The organism is Streptococcus sp. SGI.013 (genome assembly GCF_050315295.1).
GTDB classification, from domain to species: domain Bacteria; phylum Bacillota; class Bacilli; order Lactobacillales; family Streptococcaceae; genus Streptococcus; species Streptococcus porcorum.
Window position 1 is genome coordinate 19,134 of the sequence record NZ_JBNPOS010000008.1, and the last position, 16,371, is coordinate 35,504.

At 38.0% G+C, this 16,371-nt stretch carries 17 protein-coding genes; 14 read left to right on the forward strand and 3 right to left on the reverse strand.

The window, feature by feature from the left end; all coding sequences use genetic code 11:
* Positions 1-4: 4 nt before the first annotated feature.
* From mutL to ACQRDX_RS03475, 14 genes are all read left to right on the forward strand, one after another.
* Complete coding sequence (gene mutL, locus ACQRDX_RS03410) at positions 5-1,978, forward strand: DNA mismatch repair endonuclease MutL (RefSeq protein ID WP_427894373.1); 1,974 nt, start codon at positions 5-7, stop codon at positions 1,976-1,978.
* A gap of 11 nt (positions 1,979-1,989) precedes the next feature.
* Positions 1,990-2,577 carry a Holliday junction branch migration protein RuvA gene (gene ruvA, locus ACQRDX_RS03415; RefSeq protein WP_427894375.1) on the forward strand — a complete coding sequence of 196 codons (588 nt, stop codon included), beginning with the start codon at positions 1,990-1,992 and terminating at the stop codon, positions 2,575-2,577.
* A gap of 119 nt (positions 2,578-2,696) precedes the next feature.
* Positions 2,697-3,938, forward strand: a complete 1,242-nt coding sequence (locus tag ACQRDX_RS03420; protein ID WP_427894377.1) for a competence/damage-inducible protein A — start codon at positions 2,697-2,699, stop codon at positions 3,936-3,938.
* Positions 3,939-3,990: 52 nt separating this feature from the next.
* Positions 3,991-5,148, forward strand: a complete 1,158-nt coding sequence (gene recA / locus ACQRDX_RS03425; protein WP_427894379.1) for a recombinase RecA — start codon at positions 3,991-3,993, stop codon at positions 5,146-5,148.
* Between the two features lie 80 nt (positions 5,149-5,228).
* On the forward strand, positions 5,229-5,627 hold the full coding sequence (gene spx, locus ACQRDX_RS03430; RefSeq protein WP_354367284.1) for a transcriptional regulator Spx: 399 nt from the start codon (positions 5,229-5,231) through the stop codon (positions 5,625-5,627).
* A gap of 163 nt (positions 5,628-5,790) precedes the next feature.
* A complete protein-coding gene (locus ACQRDX_RS03435) occupies positions 5,791-6,057 on the forward strand; it encodes an IreB family regulatory phosphoprotein (protein WP_354368372.1) in 267 nt (88 codons plus the stop codon).
* Positions 6,057-6,476 (forward strand): Holliday junction resolvase RuvX, encoded by a 420-nt coding sequence (gene ruvX / locus ACQRDX_RS03440; RefSeq protein WP_354368374.1) that lies wholly within the window; start codon positions 6,057-6,059, stop codon positions 6,474-6,476. The genes ACQRDX_RS03435 and ruvX overlap by 1 nt, the downstream gene beginning before the upstream one ends.
* A gap of 11 nt (positions 6,477-6,487) precedes the next feature.
* Positions 6,488-6,787 carry a DUF1292 domain-containing protein gene (locus ACQRDX_RS03445; protein ID WP_354368376.1) on the forward strand — a complete coding sequence of 100 codons (300 nt, stop codon included), beginning with the start codon at positions 6,488-6,490 and terminating at the stop codon, positions 6,785-6,787.
* A 216-nt stretch (positions 6,788-7,003) separates the two neighbouring features.
* On the forward strand, positions 7,004-8,614 hold the full coding sequence (locus ACQRDX_RS03450; protein ID WP_427894382.1) for a DUF2079 domain-containing protein: 1,611 nt from the start codon (positions 7,004-7,006) through the stop codon (positions 8,612-8,614).
* A gap of 96 nt (positions 8,615-8,710) precedes the next feature.
* The gene (gene nrdD / locus ACQRDX_RS03455; protein WP_427894384.1) at positions 8,711-10,894 is read left to right on the forward strand and encodes an anaerobic ribonucleoside-triphosphate reductase; all 2,184 of its coding nucleotides are present in this window, start codon (positions 8,711-8,713) and stop codon (positions 10,892-10,894) included.
* Positions 10,895-11,082: 188 nt separating this feature from the next.
* A complete protein-coding gene (locus ACQRDX_RS03460) occupies positions 11,083-11,232 on the forward strand; it encodes a hypothetical protein (protein ID WP_354368382.1) in 150 nt (49 codons plus the stop codon).
* A gap of 38 nt (positions 11,233-11,270) precedes the next feature.
* Complete coding sequence (locus tag ACQRDX_RS03465; protein WP_427894448.1) at positions 11,271-11,717, forward strand: GNAT family N-acetyltransferase; 447 nt, start codon at positions 11,271-11,273, stop codon at positions 11,715-11,717.
* Positions 11,718-11,842: 125 nt separating this feature from the next.
* Positions 11,843-12,436: an anaerobic ribonucleoside-triphosphate reductase activating protein gene (gene nrdG / locus ACQRDX_RS03470; protein ID WP_427894386.1), complete on the forward strand. Its 594-nt coding sequence runs from the start codon at positions 11,843-11,845 to the stop codon at positions 12,434-12,436.
* Positions 12,437-12,775: 339 nt separating this feature from the next.
* Positions 12,776-14,125, forward strand: coding sequence for an MATE family efflux transporter (locus tag ACQRDX_RS03475; RefSeq protein WP_427894388.1), 1,350 nt, complete (start codon positions 12,776-12,778; stop codon positions 14,123-14,125).
* Positions 14,126-14,229: 104 nt separating this feature from the next.
* Here the strand turns inward: ACQRDX_RS03475 and yaaA are convergent, their stop codons facing one another.
* From yaaA to ACQRDX_RS03490, 3 genes are all read right to left on the reverse strand, one after another.
* Positions 14,230-14,955, reverse strand: a complete 726-nt coding sequence (gene yaaA / locus ACQRDX_RS03480; protein ID WP_427894390.1) for a peroxide stress protein YaaA — start codon at positions 14,953-14,955, stop codon at positions 14,230-14,232.
* An 18-nt stretch (positions 14,956-14,973) separates the two neighbouring features.
* Complete coding sequence (gene zupT / locus ACQRDX_RS03485) at positions 14,974-15,801, reverse strand: zinc transporter ZupT (RefSeq protein ID WP_427894392.1); 828 nt, start codon at positions 15,799-15,801, stop codon at positions 14,974-14,976.
* Positions 15,802-15,957: 156 nt separating this feature from the next.
* Positions 15,958-16,299: a hypothetical protein gene (locus tag ACQRDX_RS03490; RefSeq protein WP_427894394.1), complete on the reverse strand. Its 342-nt coding sequence runs from the start codon at positions 16,297-16,299 to the stop codon at positions 15,958-15,960.
* Positions 16,300-16,371 lie beyond the last annotated feature (72 nt).

The following is a 16,371-nucleotide window of genomic DNA, read 5'->3' on the forward strand; positions in this document are numbered from 1 at the left end:
AGCCATGTCAAAAATTATCGAATTGCCAGAGATTTTAGCCAACCAAATTGCAGCAGGTGAGGTGATTGAACGTCCTGCTAGTGTGGTCAAGGAACTGGTAGAAAATGCTATTGATGCAGGCAGCCGTCAAATCACAATAGAGATAGAGGAAGCAGGACTCAAGTCGATTCAAATCACAGACAATGGAGAAGGAATGCGTCAGTCTGACGTTGCTCTTAGTTTAAGAAGGCATGCAACGAGTAAGATTAAAAATCAAGCAGATCTGTTTCGGATTAGAACCTTAGGATTTCGTGGTGAAGCCCTACCATCTATTGCGTCTATTAGTAAATTAACGATTAAAACGGCTAGTCAGGCAGACCCAAGTGGTACCTTACTTGTGGCCAATGGAGGCAAAGTTGAAAAACAAGAGCCTGTCACAACACCCATTGGAACAAAAATAAAGGTCGAAAATCTCTTTTTTAACACGCCAGCACGCTTGAAGTACATGAAGAGTTTACAAGCAGAGCAAGCTCATATTATTGATGTGGTCAACCGCTTAAGTTTAGGACACCCAGAAATTGCTTTTACATTGATTAATGATGGTCGTGAATTGCTAAAGACAACCGGAACAGGTGATTTACGTCAAGCTATTTCAGGAATTTATGGCTTGAACACTGCTCGTAAGATGGTGGAAATTAGTACCAGTGATTTGGATTTTGAAATTTCAGGCTATATCAGTTTGCCAGAGCTGACTAGAGCAAACCGCAACTATATAACGTTGCTGATCAATGGGCGTTATATTAAAAATTTTTTGATCAACCGAGCGATTTTAGAAGGATATGGTTCCAAACTAATGGTTGGACGTTTTCCTATTGCTGTCATTGATATTCAGGTTGATCCTTATCTTGCTGATGTTAATGTTCATCCAACTAAACAAGAAGTTCGTATTTCAAAAGAAGCCGAGCTGATGCATTTAATTAAAACAGCTATCATGGAAAGTTTGCGTCAACAAGATTTGATTCCAGATGCTCTTGAAAACTTAGCAAAATCAAGTACACGTTCTCTCTCAAAACCGGTTCAAACGACTCTCAATTTAAAAAGTAGTCCATTGAGATATGATGCTGTTAAGCAAGATTTTTTCCTTGATGAAGCTCAAGTAGCAGAAAATACTGTCAAGGGATTTGACAATGTTGACAAGGATGTTGACAAAGAAGTTGACAGAACAGATGCTGTTAGTTCTTCTGTTAAGATGGCTAACAGAAGAGAATTTGGAGAAGATAGCACATTTTCAGAACATCCAGATTTTGATTGGTCAGTGAAATCGAGTAAAAATCAGATTGACAAGGCTGTAGAAAGACTTGAAAATGAGGTCAGCTCCACATTTCCTGAACTAGATTACTTTGGTCAAATGCACGGTACTTATTTGTTTGCGCAAGGTAAAGAAGGTCTATACATTATCGATCAACATGCTGCCCAGGAACGAGTGAAATATGAATATTATCGGGAAAAAATTGGTCAGGTTGACAATTCTTCGCAACAACTGTTAGTCCCTTATTTATTTGAGTTCCCTAAGGATGATTTTTTGCGTCTAAAGGATAAGATGTCTCTCTTAAATCAAGTAGGGGTTTACTTAGAAGATTATGGTCCAAATACTTTTATTTTGCGTGAGCATCCTATTTGGTTTAAAGAAGAAGAGATTGAGTCAGGGGTTTATGAGATGTGTGACATGTTGCTATTAACCAATCAGGTCTCCATTAAGGATTACAGGTCAGAGTTGGCCATTATGATGTCTTGTAAGCGTAGTATTAAAGCTAATCATAAGCTAGATGACTACTCTGCAAGAGATTTACTGACTCAATTATCTGAGTGCCAAAATCCTTATAATTGTCCTCATGGACGACCAGTTCTAGTTCATTTTACGACATCAGATATGGAAAAAATGTTTAGACGTATTCAAGAAAACCACCAAAGTTTACGTGAAATGGGAAAATATGAATAGAAGGAAAAGAGATGTACGATTATATTACAGGGGTAGTGACACGAATTACTGCTAAGTATATTGTGGTAGAAACAGCGGGTTTGGGCTATATCATACATGTTGCCAATCCTTATAGTTTTTCTGATTTAGTTAATCAAGAAGTTCGCATTTTTTTACATCATGTGGTGCGTGAGGATGCCCAGTTGTTATATGGTTTTCATGATGAGCATGAAAAATCAGTTTTTTTAAATTTAATTTCTGTTACAGGAATTGGTCCAACATCAGCTTTGGCCATTATTGCAGCTGATGATAACGAAGGCTTGGTTGCTGCGATTGATAGTGGCGATATTAAATACTTAACAAAGTTTCCAAAAATTGGAAAAAAAACAGCTCAACAGATGGTTTTAGATTTAGCAGGAAAATTTGTCGAAACAGCTCCTGAGCAGAAAAAATCTCATCAAAAGGCTACTGGTAATCCAGAATTAGAAGAAGCAATGGAAGCCCTTTTGGTTCTGGGATATAAAGCTAGTGAATTGAAAAAAATACGTGCCTTTTTTGAAGGGACAACTGACACCGCTGAAAACTATATTAAATCTGGCTTGAAAATGTTAGTCAAGTAGATGAAAAGATAAGACACCAGAGTACTCAGTTTTGACGCTACTCTGGTTTCTTTGTTAACAAATTAAAAAAAGTATGACAGTAAGACCATCATTATCGAATAAATAGTTAGGAGGCAAAGATGAAGGCAGAATTGATAGCGGTAGGGACAGAGATTTTAACAGGGCAGATTGTTAATACCAATGCTCAATTTTTATCTGAGCAGATGGCGCAGATTGGTATCGATGTTTATTTTCAAACAGTAGTTGGGGATAATGCGGAGCGTCTTTTATCGATTTTAGACATTGCAAAAAAACGGAGTGATTTGATCATTCTATGTGGTGGTTTAGGGCCAACAGAAGACGATTTGACCAAACAAACCCTAGCGCAATTTTTAGATCGTGAATTGGTTACTGATTTATCTGCTAAACAGCGCCTAGATGAGTTTTTCTCACATCGGCCATCTAGCAGTCGAACACCAAATAATGAACGTCAAGCTCAGATTATTGAAGGATCAACTGCTTTACAAAATCGCACAGGACTTGCAGTAGGTGGACTCATTACAGTTGATGGTACGACTTATGTTGTCCTCCCTGGGCCTCCAGGGGAGTTAAAACCGATGGTGAGAGAGGAGCTATTGCCACTTTTGGACAGTGGTAAAAAACTTTATTCGCGTGTTTTACGCTTTTTTGGGATGGGTGAGAGTCAGTTGGTCACTTTATTAGATGATTTGATTCAAACACAGACTGATCCTACTTTAGCGCCTTATGCAAAAACTGGTGAGGTGACTTTGCGCTTATCCACTAAGGCAAAAAGTCAAAGAGAGGCTACTCTTAAACTAGATCAGTTTGAATCAAAAATCTTAGAACGAGAACCACTTTCTCAACTATTTTATGCTTATGGTGATGATACAAGTCTATCAGAAGTGGTGGTTAATCTTTTGAAAGCTAACAATAAGACCATTACGGCAGCTGAAAGTCTAACCGCTGGCTTATTTCAAGCCAGTCTTGCCGATATTTCAGGGGCATCTCAGATTTTTTCGGGTGGTTTTGTTACCTACAGTATGGAGGAAAAATCAAAAATGTTAGGGATTAATATGGAAGACCTAGCAGAGCATGGAGTGGTGAGTTCCTTTACAGCACAAGCAATGGCTGAAGGAGCAAGAGAAAAGATAGGTGCAGATTTTGCGATTTCCTTAACAGGTGTTGCTGGTCCAGAGGAATTAGAAGGTCAAGCAGTAGGAACTGTCTTTATTGCTTTGGCGAGCGTAAATGGGACAGAGATTTTACAGCTATCTTTAGGAGGAAGAAGTCGTTCTACGATTCGAAGAGTAGCAGTGCTACATGCTTTAAATTTAGTCCGTCAGACTTTATTAAAAAGCTAAAGTTTAGTATAATAAAAAAGATGTGTCTCTAGATTTAAATAAAGGAGAAAAAATGGCTAAAAAATCTGGTAAAAAATTAGATGAAATTACAAAAAAATTTGGTGATGAGCGTAAAAAGGCCTTAGATGATGCCCTAAAAACCATTGAAAAGGATTTTGGTAAGGGGGCAGTGATGCGACTAGGCGAGCGTGCGGAGCAAAAAGTTCAAGTCATGAGCTCAGGTAGTCTAGCGTTAGATATTGCTCTTGGTGCAGGTGGTTATCCTAAAGGTCGTATTATTGAGATTTACGGTCCGGAGAGTTCAGGTAAAACAACGGTTGCTCTTCACGCTGTAGCTCAAGCTCAAAAAGAAGGTGGTATTGCAGCCTTTATTGATGCAGAACATGCTTTAGATCCTTTGTATGCTCAAGCTTTAGGAGTCAATATCGATGAATTACTCCTATCACAACCAGACTCTGGTGAGCAGGGGCTTGAAATTGCAGGGAAGTTAATTGATTCAGGTGCGGTTGATTTGGTAGTTATTGACTCGGTGGCAGCTCTTGTTCCTCGTGCGGAGATTGATGGGGATATCGGCGATAGTCATGTGGGACTTCAAGCGCGTATGATGAGCCAAGCGATGCGTAAGTTATCTGCTTCCATTAACAAAACCAAAACAATTGCCATCTTTATTAACCAGTTGCGTGAAAAAGTTGGTGTTATGTTTGGAAACCCTGAAACAACTCCTGGTGGGCGTGCTCTTAAGTTTTATGCTTCTGTGCGTTTAGATGTTCGTAGTACTTCAAATAAAGTTGAGGGGACAGGCGATCAAAAAGGTAGTGTCATTGGGCGTGAGACAAAAATTAAGGTAGTCAAAAACAAGGTAGCACCTCCTTTTAAGGAAGCTTTAGTTGAAATCATGTATGGTGAGGGTATCTCAGCAGCAGGAGAGTTGGTGAAGATTGCCAGTGACTTAGGAATTATTAAAAAAGCTGGTGCATGGTATTCTTATAACGATGCTAAGATTGGTCAAGGTTCTGAAAATGCTAAGAAGTACTTGTTGGATCATCCTGAAATTCTAGAAGAAATTGATCGTAAAGTGCGCGTGCATTTTGGCTTGATTGAGGCATCAGATGAGCCAGTAGTGTCTGTTAAAGAAGAAGTTACAGAAGAAGTTCTTGAGCAGGAAGATGTCGTTCTAGAGTTGGATGATGCTATTGAAATCGAGGAATAAAAATAGGTCCTAAGACGGATTTTATTCAAGGAGGGCCTGTGGTATGATAATAGTATCATGTAAGGAAAGAGAGAATTGACATGATTAAGATTTATACAATTTCAAGTTGTACGAGCTGCAAAAAAGCTAAAACATGGCTTAATGCTCACCAATTACCTTATAAAGAACAAAATTTAGCAAAAGACCCTCTAACAAAAGAAGAATTATTTAACATTTTATCAAAAACAGAAAATGGTGTAGAAAGTATCGTATCTTCAAAAAATCGCTATGCTAAAGCTTTAAAATTTGACATTGAGGAGCTTAGTGTGAGTGAGGTGATTGATGTGATCATTCAGAACCCTCGTATTTTAAAAACGCCGATCTTGATTGATGAAAAGCGCTTGCAAGTTGGCTATAAAGAGGATGATATTCGCGCCTTCTTACCACGCTCTGTGCGTAATGTTGAAAATTCAGAAGCACTATTGCGTGCCGCACTATAATGGAATCAAATAAAAGGGCTAGTGGCCCTTTTATTTTTGATGAGATTAGGTTTGTTTAAGTTTTTTGAGTTATTCTAATCTTACCTTCTGTATCTGGTTCTTGTTTATTCCTTAAAAATAAGATATAATGAATTGGACTATATATTGGAAAGAGGGTGTAGAGATGGGCTTTACAGATGAAACCGTCCGCTTCAATCTAGATGATGTGAATAAAAAAGAAATTAGTGAGACTTTGACGCACGTCTATCGTTCCTTGGATGAAAAAGGATATAACCCAATTAATCAAATTGTAGGCTATGTTTTGAGCGGAGATCCAGCTTATGTCCCTCGTTACAATGATGCCAGAAATCAAATCAGAAAACATGAACGCGATGAGATTGTTGAAGAGCTTGTTCGTTATTATTTAAAAGGAAATGGAATCGATTTATAATGCGAGTAATGGGATTAGATGTTGGTTCTAAAACAGTTGGGGTAGCGATTAGTGATCCCTTGGGATTTACAGCACAGGGTCTTGAAATCATCAAAATTAATGAAGAAACGGAAGAATTTGGTTTTGAACGGTTATCAGAGCTGGTAAAAGAGTATCGTGTTGATAAGTTTGTGATTGGCTTACCCAAAAATATGAATAACACCAGCGGTCCTCGTGTTGAAGCGAGCCAAGCCTATGGTGAGAAAATTAAGGAACTTTTTCAACTTCCTGTAGATTACCAAGATGAGCGCCTAACAACTGTGCAAGCAGAGCGTATGTTGGTAGAGCAGGCGGATGTTAGCCGTGGAAAGCGTAAAAAAGTTATTGATAAGCTTGCTGCCCAACTGATTCTACAAAATTATCTAGATCGTATGTTTTAAAGGAGAAAATAATGTCACATAATCATGATCATGAACATGAAGTTATTACGTTAGTGGATGAGCAAGGAAATGAAACCTTGTTTGAAATTTTATTGACAATTGATGGTCGAGAAGAATTTGGTAAAAACTATGTTCTTTTAGTACCAGCAGGTGCAGAAGAAGATGCTAATGGTGAAATTGAGATCCAAGCTTACTCTTATACAGAAAATGAAGATGGTACAGAAGGAGATCTTCAACCTATTCCTGAAGATTCAGATGCGGAGTGGGATATGATTGAGGAAGTCTTCAATAGTTTTGTAGACGAGGATTAGTAAAAAGACTGGGCAACCAGTCTTTTTTGTCAAATAACATATCTTTTTTCGAATAAATTAGTATGAAGAAAAAATTTTTAACATTAAACGAGAAAGAACGAATATTTTTAAAAAATTATTCACGACAGTATTTGCATCGTTTTAAAGATATTTTGTATTATCTTTATCTTTGTGAGAAATTGACTAAACACTAATTTCTGATATACTGGAAGAGATATGAAAGATAAGGAGAGGTCTGTTGTGGATCAAGAAAAACAGCAAATTCCAACAACAAGTTCAGAATATAGTCGTACGCAACGTAGTGGGAGACAGGAGAAAGTAGCTCTTTCTATGGAAGAGGCTCCCAAAACTAAAATCAAAGTCCCGTCTCAGCATAAGTTTTATATTGCTTTGATGAGCTTATTGGTAAGTGTTATTAGTATTGCTCTTCCCATTTTTAGCGGTTTGGCAAGTACTCAGCAATCAGAAAATCTTTATATTGGTTTTATGATGAGTCAGGGTACCTATCCCTACAGTGAGATTTATGCAAGCTCAGGGATTATTTATTATGCTTTATTGGCTCTATCTTACTTAGGAGGAACACTTCTTTTAACAATTCCTATATATTTTCTGGCACATTATATTTCGGGAATTTACATTTATAAGCTAATGTCTTATTTGACACTTAGAGATAGTGCAACGATAGCCTTAACCAGTTTTTTCTATGTGCTTTTAGCGACTTTTGGCTTCGGGGGGCTTTATGCCAGTCAGTTAGCTCTTCCTTTCATTTTGATTTCTACTTGGTTTTTGTTGCGTTATTTTAAACAAGAAATCCCAGATGAAACCTTTATTATTTATGGCTTGACGGGGGCTATTGCTATTTTAATTGAGCCAAGATCCTTAATTTTTTGGCTGTTGTCGGTTATCTTTATTGGTATTTATAATTTAAGAAACAAACATATGGCGAGAGGGTTTTATCAATTGTTATGTGTTTTATTTGGAAACTTATTTGTCTTTTATATTGCAGGCTACTTTGTATTGAATATGCAGTCTGTCTCAGCTTATTTAGCGCAAACAGGGTGGAATAATTTTATTCAACCAGCCTTATCTGATGGTAATTGGCTGATCACCATTGCTTTGCAAGTGTTGATTGTATTTTCTTCAGGCTTGATTTTTGGGGGACTTAAATCCTTAATTTCTTTAAAGTCTTTCAAGGAAGACAAGTGGTTCTGCTACATTATATTATGTAGTGCTGTATTTTATCTAATTTATGCTATTTTTTCTCGAACTTATGACTTATCTCAGTTAATTTTATTTTTACCTTTTGGTCTTGTTCTATCAGCCCCTTATCTTAATGAGGCTTATGAGGTGGTTAATAAGAAACAAAGACGTAGTCATCGTGTGACTAAAACGTCAAGAAGCTTTTTTACTTTTATTTTTAAATCTTTTTATTATTTGCCAGTTGTTATGGTGATTTATGCTATGGCTGCTCCTGTTGTGTCTTATGCTTCATCTTATCGGATGTCAACAGAGCGTGATCTTATCGCAACTTATCTAAAAAAAGAGGTCGGTAAAAATGATACAATATATGTATGGGACTCGCAAGCAACGGTTTATATAAAGAGTCAAACTAGCTCAAGTAGTCTTTACCCCCTACCTTTTTTGGCAGCACGTCAGTCATCCTATCAAAAGGAATTAGAAGACAATCTGTTATCTGACAAAGCCACTTATGTGATTCAAAATAAAAAAATGGCATTATCAGATGCTGTTAAACAAAATTTAGAAAAAAATTATGAAAAAATTTCTCTTGATCAGGTTGAGGGATTTGTTGTCTATAAACTCAAGTAAATCAATATCTTGTGGGTATTTATTCGAAAAACCACAAGATATTGATTTTTTTCTTTGTTATGATATAATAAAAACGTTGTTAAAGGAGGAGAAATAATGCCAGTACTTAGTGAACATGATGTTATAAATCGTTTTGATATGGTGGTCATCAAACGTGATGGGCGTAAGGTGGGACTGGATGGAGATAAAATCTATCAAGCCCTTCTTAAGGCAGCTCAAAAGCTTGCTCCCATAACGCCAATCATGGAAGCTAAGTTAGAGAGTATCACGAATGCTGTCTTGGCTGAGATTTTTGACCGCTTTACAGTAGATGTAAATATCTATGAGATTCAAAATATTGTGGAGCATGAACTACTACAAGCTAATGAATATGATCTTGCAGAGGAATATATTCGTTACCGTACACAACGTGACTTTGACCGAGCTCAAGCAACGGATATTAATTTTAGCATCGGTAAGTTAATCAATAAAGAGAGTGCGGTGGTTAATGAAAACGCGAATAAGGACAGTGATGTTTTTAATACACAGCGTGATTTGACCGCAGGTATTGTTGGTAAATCTATAGGTCTTAAGATGTTGCCTGCTCATGTGGCCAATGCACATCAAAAAGGTGAGATTCACTATCATGATTTGGACTATAGCCCTTATACTCCTATGACAAATTGTTGCTTAATTGATTTTAAGGGAATGCTAGCCAATGGGTTTAAAATTGGTAACGCAGAGGTAGAGAGTCCGAAATCTATTCAGACGGCAACCGCTCAAATCTCACAGATTATTGCGAATGTAGCCTCTAGCCAGTATGGTGGCTGTTCAGCAGATCGTATTGATGAAGTGTTGGCTCCTTATGCGGAGTTGAACTACCATAAGCACCTAAATGACGCTAAAGAATGGGTGATGCCAGAAAAGCATGAGACCTATGCGCGTGAAAAGACTAAAAAAGACATTTATGATGCCATGCAGAGTTTGGAGTATGAAATTAATACTCTGTTCACCTCAAATGGACAAACGCCATTTACCTCTTTAGGATTTGGCTTGGGGACATCTTGGTTTGAACGTGAAATTCAAAAGGCCATTTTAACCATTCGTATTAAGGGCTTAGGAAGTGAAAATCGGACGGCTATTTTTCCTAAGTTGATTTTTACCGTAAAGCGTGGCTTGAACTTAGAGGTTGGCTCTCCTAATTATGATATTAAGCAGTTAGCAGTAGAATGTGCCACTAAGCGTATGTATCCTGATATGCTGTCTTATGATAAGATTGTTGAATTAACAGGTTCTTTTAAGGTGCCTATGGGCTGTCGGTCTTTCTTACAAGGTTGGAAGGATGAAACAGGACAGGATGTCACATCTGGTCGGATGAATCTTGGTGTGGTAACGGTTAATCTGCCACGGATAGCACTTGAATCTGCAGGAAACAAGGAAAAATTTTGGGAGATTTTTTCAGAACGTATGGGTATAGCAAAAGATGCCCTAGTGTATCGTGTAGAGCGTGTCAAAGAAGCGACACCAAGCAATGCGCCTATCCTCTACCAATATGGTGCTTTTGGTAAGCGTTTGAGAAAAGAAGATCAAGTGGATCAGGTTTTTAAAAATCGTCGTGCTACGGTGTCATTAGGCTACATTGGTCTTTATGAAGTTGCGACCGTCTTTTATGGTGGGCAGTGGGAGGACAAGCCAGAAGCCAAGGCATTTACTCTTGACATTATTAAAAAAATGAAGGCATTGACAGAGGATTGGTCTGACCAATATGGCTATCATTTCTCTGTTTATTCAACCCCCTCAGAGAGCTTAACAGATCGTTTTTGCCGGATAGATACTGAGAAATTTGGAATGGTTGAAGATATTACAGACAAGGAATACTACACTAATAGTTTCCATTACGATGTGAGAAAAAATCCAACACCTTTTGAAAAGTTAGACTTTGAGAAGGATTATCCAGAAGCGGGAGCAAGCGGTGGTTTTATTCATTACTGTGAGTATCCTGTGCTACAACAAAATCCAAAAGCTCTAGAAGCGGTATGGGATTATGCTTATGATAGGGTAGGATACTTGGGAACAAATACGCCTATTGATCACTGTTATGCTTGTGATTTTGAAGGGGATTTTGAACCAACAGAGCGTGGATTTAAGTGTCCTAATTGTGGTAACAGCGATCCTAAGACAGTTGATGTGGTGAAGCGGACTTGTGGTTATCTAGGAAATCCGCAAGCGCGTCCAATGGTGAATGGCCGTCATAAAGAAATCACCGCGCGTGTGAAACATATGAACGGCTCTAGTTTGTAAGAATGAGGAGTGGACCCATTTTATCTCAAACCTTTTTACCTCATAGGCTTAGGGGAAAACAGTTCCCCAAACTGTTTCACTCCACGACCCAACTGCCGCAATAAGATGTTAATACGAACGTTGAGAAGTAGTGCTGGACTTTTTATCCAGCCTCCTTTTATAAATAAAAATAGAAAAGAGAAATCATAATGGGAAAATATCAATTAGATGATAAAGGAAAAGCACAGGTAGCTCGCTATCATGAAAAGTACTCGAAGGGAGGAAATAATAAAAAAGATCGCGTAGCTAGTTTACGTGAACAATTTTTGAAAAAAACTGTAAAAAAGTCATCAGTTTAAGACGGCCAGCTTTGGAGGATAAAAAGGCCATCCTTGAGATGATTGCAGAGTTCAACCAAGATGGCTCTGCTATGGATGGTGGCCATTATCCGAAGGATTTGGCCTATGAAGAATGGTTAGAACAGAATCTCTCAAATGAGATGGGATTAGATTTACCTGACGGTTATGTCCCTGCGATTCAGTACGTTTCTTTTGATCAGACGGGTAAGCCGCTTGGGTTTTTACATTTACGATTACGGTTAAATGATTTTTTATTGCAAAAAGGTGGACATATCGGATATTCTATTCGTCCGAGTGAGCGAAAAAAAGGATATGCCAAAAAGCAATTACAACTGGGTTTAATAGAGGCAACCAATAATAATATTAAGCGTGTGTTAGTGACCTGCCATGAGCAAAATGAGGCCAGTCGTCGTACGATTTTGGCTTGTGGGGGTGAGCTAGAGGATTGCCGTGAGCAAACAGAACGTTATTGGATTGAGCTCTAGCCTGATAACACTAACCATGAAAGGAAGCAAAGAGAGTTTAGGTTAAGGCTTAGAGATGGATAGAAATCTTCATAACTAGGCAAGTAATGGGACTTAATCTAGCTCTGATGACTCTAGGAGTTGATATGAATAATCCAAAACCACAAGAGTGGAAAAGTGAGGAGCTGAGCCAAGGGCGTATCATTGATTACAAGGCTTTTAATTTTGTTGATGGTGAAGGGGTGCGGAACTCTCTTTATGTGAGTGGTTGTTTATTTCACTGTGAGGGCTGTTATAATGTTGCAACGTGGTCCTTTAAAGCAGGGCAACCTTATACAATGGAGTTGGAGGAGAAGATTATGACCGATCTTGCTCAACCTTATGTTCAAGGCTTAACCCTTTTAGGAGGAGAACCTTTTTTAAATACAGGAATTTTATTGCCCTTGGTGAAGCGCATCAAGACAGAATTACCCAATAAGGATATTTGGTCTTGGACAGGCTATACTTGGGAAGAGATGTTGCTAGAAACAGACGATAAGCTAGAGTTATTATCTTATATTGATATTTTAGTAGATGGACGTTATGATCGTACGAAGCGCAATTTAATGCTCCAGTTTAGAGGCTCATCTAATCAGCGAATTATTGATGTTAAACGTTCTTTAGCGACAGGACAGGTTGTTATCTGGGACAAGCTTAATGATGGGAAAGAGAGCTTTGAGCTTGCTAGACGCGAGCAATAACACTTTTCTTTCTCTGATAAGATAATAATCGAAAAAAAAATATCATCTTATCAGAGTGAGAAGGAGAAAGCACTCAGCCCATCAAAAACAAGTTCATCAATCAGTTCTAGTTTTAAGTGGTTAGGTGAAAGCAGAACGATCTTGCTGATTTCAGCTGTCTGGGAGATAGTTGCAGAGATCAAGTTTGAAGTGAAAAATATAAATTGAGAAATCTTATCTCCAATCTTTAATAAGTCCACTGGACTATTAAACCCAATCCACCACTGCCACTGAGATGTTGACACAACGTCTGATCATGAGTATCAGTAGTTGTGTCCAATTTTATTTTTAGGGAGAATGATGTACACGACAGAAAGTATTAGGCAAAAACTTGTTTTATTTTTTAAGATTTTTTTACCGATTTTAGTCTATCAGTTGGCTAATTATTCAACAGCTTTTATTGATACGATGATGACAGGGCGTTATGCGACGTCGCACTTAGCAGGTGTTTCTATTGGTGGCTCTATTTGGACACCGATTTTAACGCTATTGACAGGTATTGCTTCAGCACTTGTTCCAATTGTGGGACAAGACTTTGGAAGTGGAAAAAAAGAAAAGATTAAGAAAGATTTCTATCAGTTTATCTATCTTGCCTTAGGATTATCGCTTGTCACACTTGTTTTAGGAGGACTTTTCTTAAAACCTCTTTTATCCTTGCTAGGTCTAGAATCTTTAGTAGAAGAAGTGGCTTTTACTTATCTTACTTACCTTGCTTTAGGGATTCTTCCTTTTTTATTATTTACCGTTTGTCGCTCCTTTATGGATGCTCTTGGGCTGACGCGTCTTTCCATGTATTTGATGCTATTAATTGTCCCTTTTAATGCTGGATTGAATTATTTATTTATCTATGGTCAGTTTGGTTTTCCAAAGTTAGGAGGAGCAGGAGCAGGTTTAGGGACAGCTCTAGCTTATTGGTTTTTATTGGGTGTAACGGTCTTGGTATTAAGGTACCATCCTGACTTAAGAGGCTATGATCTGCAGGAAAAAGAGTCTTTTGACTGGCAAGCTTGTCGTTCAGCCTTACGTTTAGGGCTTCCAATTGGAGGGATGAGTTTTGCAGAGGTTGGTTTTTTTGCGATTGTCGCAATTTTTATGTCGAAATTTTCAACAGAAGTGATAGCGGCTCACCAAGCTGCTATCAATTTTGCCAGTTTGATGTATGCTTTTCCCCTATCTAATTCAATGGCTTTGGCTATTATGGTTTCCTTTGAGGTCGGAGCTAAGCGGTATGACCATGCTCGTACTTATACGCGATTAGGTCTTTTGGCTGGATTGGCTTTTGTTGTGTGCACCTTAACTTTTTTATATTTTAATCGTGCAGGTATTGCAGCTCTTTATGGAAAAGATCCTGACTTTATCCATTTGGTAACGCGATTTTTGACGTATAGTTTATTATTTCAGCTATCAGATGCCCTATCAGCACCTATACAAGGCATTTTACGAGGTTATAAGGATACGCGTATTCCTTTTGTGATTTGTGTTGTTAGCTATTGGGCACTTTGCATTCCTTTTGGTTTGCTACTGGATAGATGGACGGACCTTGGGCCTTATGCGTACTGGATTGGGTTAATTCTAGGTTTATTGACATGCGGGCTTGGTCTAGGTTTGCGCCTTTTATATGTTGAAAAACAAGAGATTGACTCTGCTTAGTGATAGAAGAGGCTAAGCAAAAATACTACTTATAACAATCAAAAATAGCTTAGAATCAACATTTCTCATGATGTGATTCTAAGCTATTTCTATTTTTCAGTCTTTTATGTGATTGATTTGATGTAAACAAGGTGTTGTGCATCCGATTGATCTTCTTGATAGGTAAAACCAGAAAAGGTTAAGGTTTTTAATTGCTCGGGCTCTGTAATCTTATTTTGAATGATCTGAGTAATCAGTTGTCCTCTTGCTTTTTTTGAAATGGTAGAGTGTTTTTTGAGTTGACCATTTTTTTCTTCAAAAAAGCTGACGCGAATCAATTTTTTTCGGATAGGACTAGAGAAAACCTCTTCAAACTCACTAGAAAGAAGGGATAAGATAGGTTCCGTATCTGAAACAAAGGCATCGAAGCTCCCTCGCCAAAATTGTTTTAAAGTTTTTCCATCTACCTTAAGAGGATTAAGGAAGTCTAGTCGGTGTTCTGCGATAGGCTCAAGAGCATTGATGATGCCGTAAAAGGAAGAGGTGATAAAAATAGATCTGTGGATAAATGCTAGATTTTCAGGAGTCGGCTCAAAAGCAATTTGCCGATACATTAGGCCATTAAAAAGCTCCAATGCGGGATAAGTCAAGGCAGCTCCCTTGACTATGGCTTGCCAACGTTCCAGCTCTTTTTGAGCAGCAGTTTCTTTTAAATGATATAGTTGTTGCAAATCAGAAACGTCATAATCCTGTAGTGCCTTTAAGACAGCTTGACTGGCTTTGGAAAGAGGCTGGGCGGAAACAGGAGTTCCTGTCTTCATTTCTTTTGCAGTTGGAATTAGAATTTTCATAAAGCACCTGTGGATAAGTTAAATAAAGAGAAGAAGGCTAATAGCCATGATGATCATACCTGCAATCAGTCCATAAATGGATAAATGATGCTCACCGTACTCATGGGCGGCAGGAAGGAGTTCGTCTAGAGAGATGAAAACCATGATCCCAGCTACGCTTGAGAAAATCATGCCATAAACGACATCGTTCATAATAGGCATGAGGAGAAACCATCCGACAAGAGCCCCAATTGGCTCTGCTAAGCCAGACAAAAAAGAATAGGTAAAGGCAACTTTTTTTGAACCAGTTGCTTGATAGATAGGAACAGAAACAGCTATTCCCTCTGGGATATTATGAATGGCGATAGCGACGACAATAGGAATGGCAATGCTTGGATCTTGCATGGCAGAAATAAAGGTAGCTAGTCCTTCAGGAAAATTATGGATTCCAATTGCTAGAGCGGTCATTAAGCCCATACGCATTAGTTTTTTAGGGCGTTGTATGTGTTCTTTAGCTTCTGTGAGGCTATCTTTTTTTTCTTCCTTGAGATGTTTGATTTCATGAGGATTTTCATCTGATGGGATAAGTTTATCGATGAGAGCGATGAGAAAGATGCCTAGGAAAAACGCTGTGGCGTTTAACCAAGCTCCGCCTTTTTCGCCCAATTCTTTAACGAGAATGTCTTGAGCTGTTGGAAAAATCTCAATAAGAGAGACATAGATCATGACTCCTGCGGAGAAACCAAGGCTAACAGATAGAAATTTTTTATTGGTATCCTTGGCTAAAAAGGCAATAAGACTACCAATACCAGTACTTAAACCTGCAATAGCTGTCAATGCAAAGGCAATAAAAAAGTTAGTATTCATAGGAAATTCCTACGCTTTCTAAATATAGAATGGTATGAATTTTATTATAGTATGTTTGAAGTAAATAGACAATAAAAACCATCAAGATTCTGCCTCTTATCCTAAAAGCTTGATGGATAATCTTACTTTTGAGAGATGGTAGAAGATCTTAATGGTTTAAAATTTCCAAATAGAATGATTGAGGAAACCTTGAATGAACTGCTGTGTTTGTTCAATTTGCTGAATTTCCTGTGTTTTGAGCTGTACTTGTTTTCCTGTTAAGGCAGCTACTGTTGTTTGGTAGCCCACTGTATAAAAAATAGTACCGTCAACAATTTCAAAGATATAAATTTTGTCTGGGAAAGGTTTTAAGGCCAAAAAATGACTGCGGTAGGTTGTTGGAACAATTTCTAAACGAATAGATGGACTATGCCAAATCATTTCGAGTTGTTGACGGTTGTGAACCTTATCAATTAAGGTTGATTTTAGCCACCTAGTGGCATAGTCTTTTTCTGGCATGCTCTTTCTCCTTTTATTTCCATTATATCATTTCTTAAAAAAATAGAGGGAAAGAAAAGACTCACCAGGCTA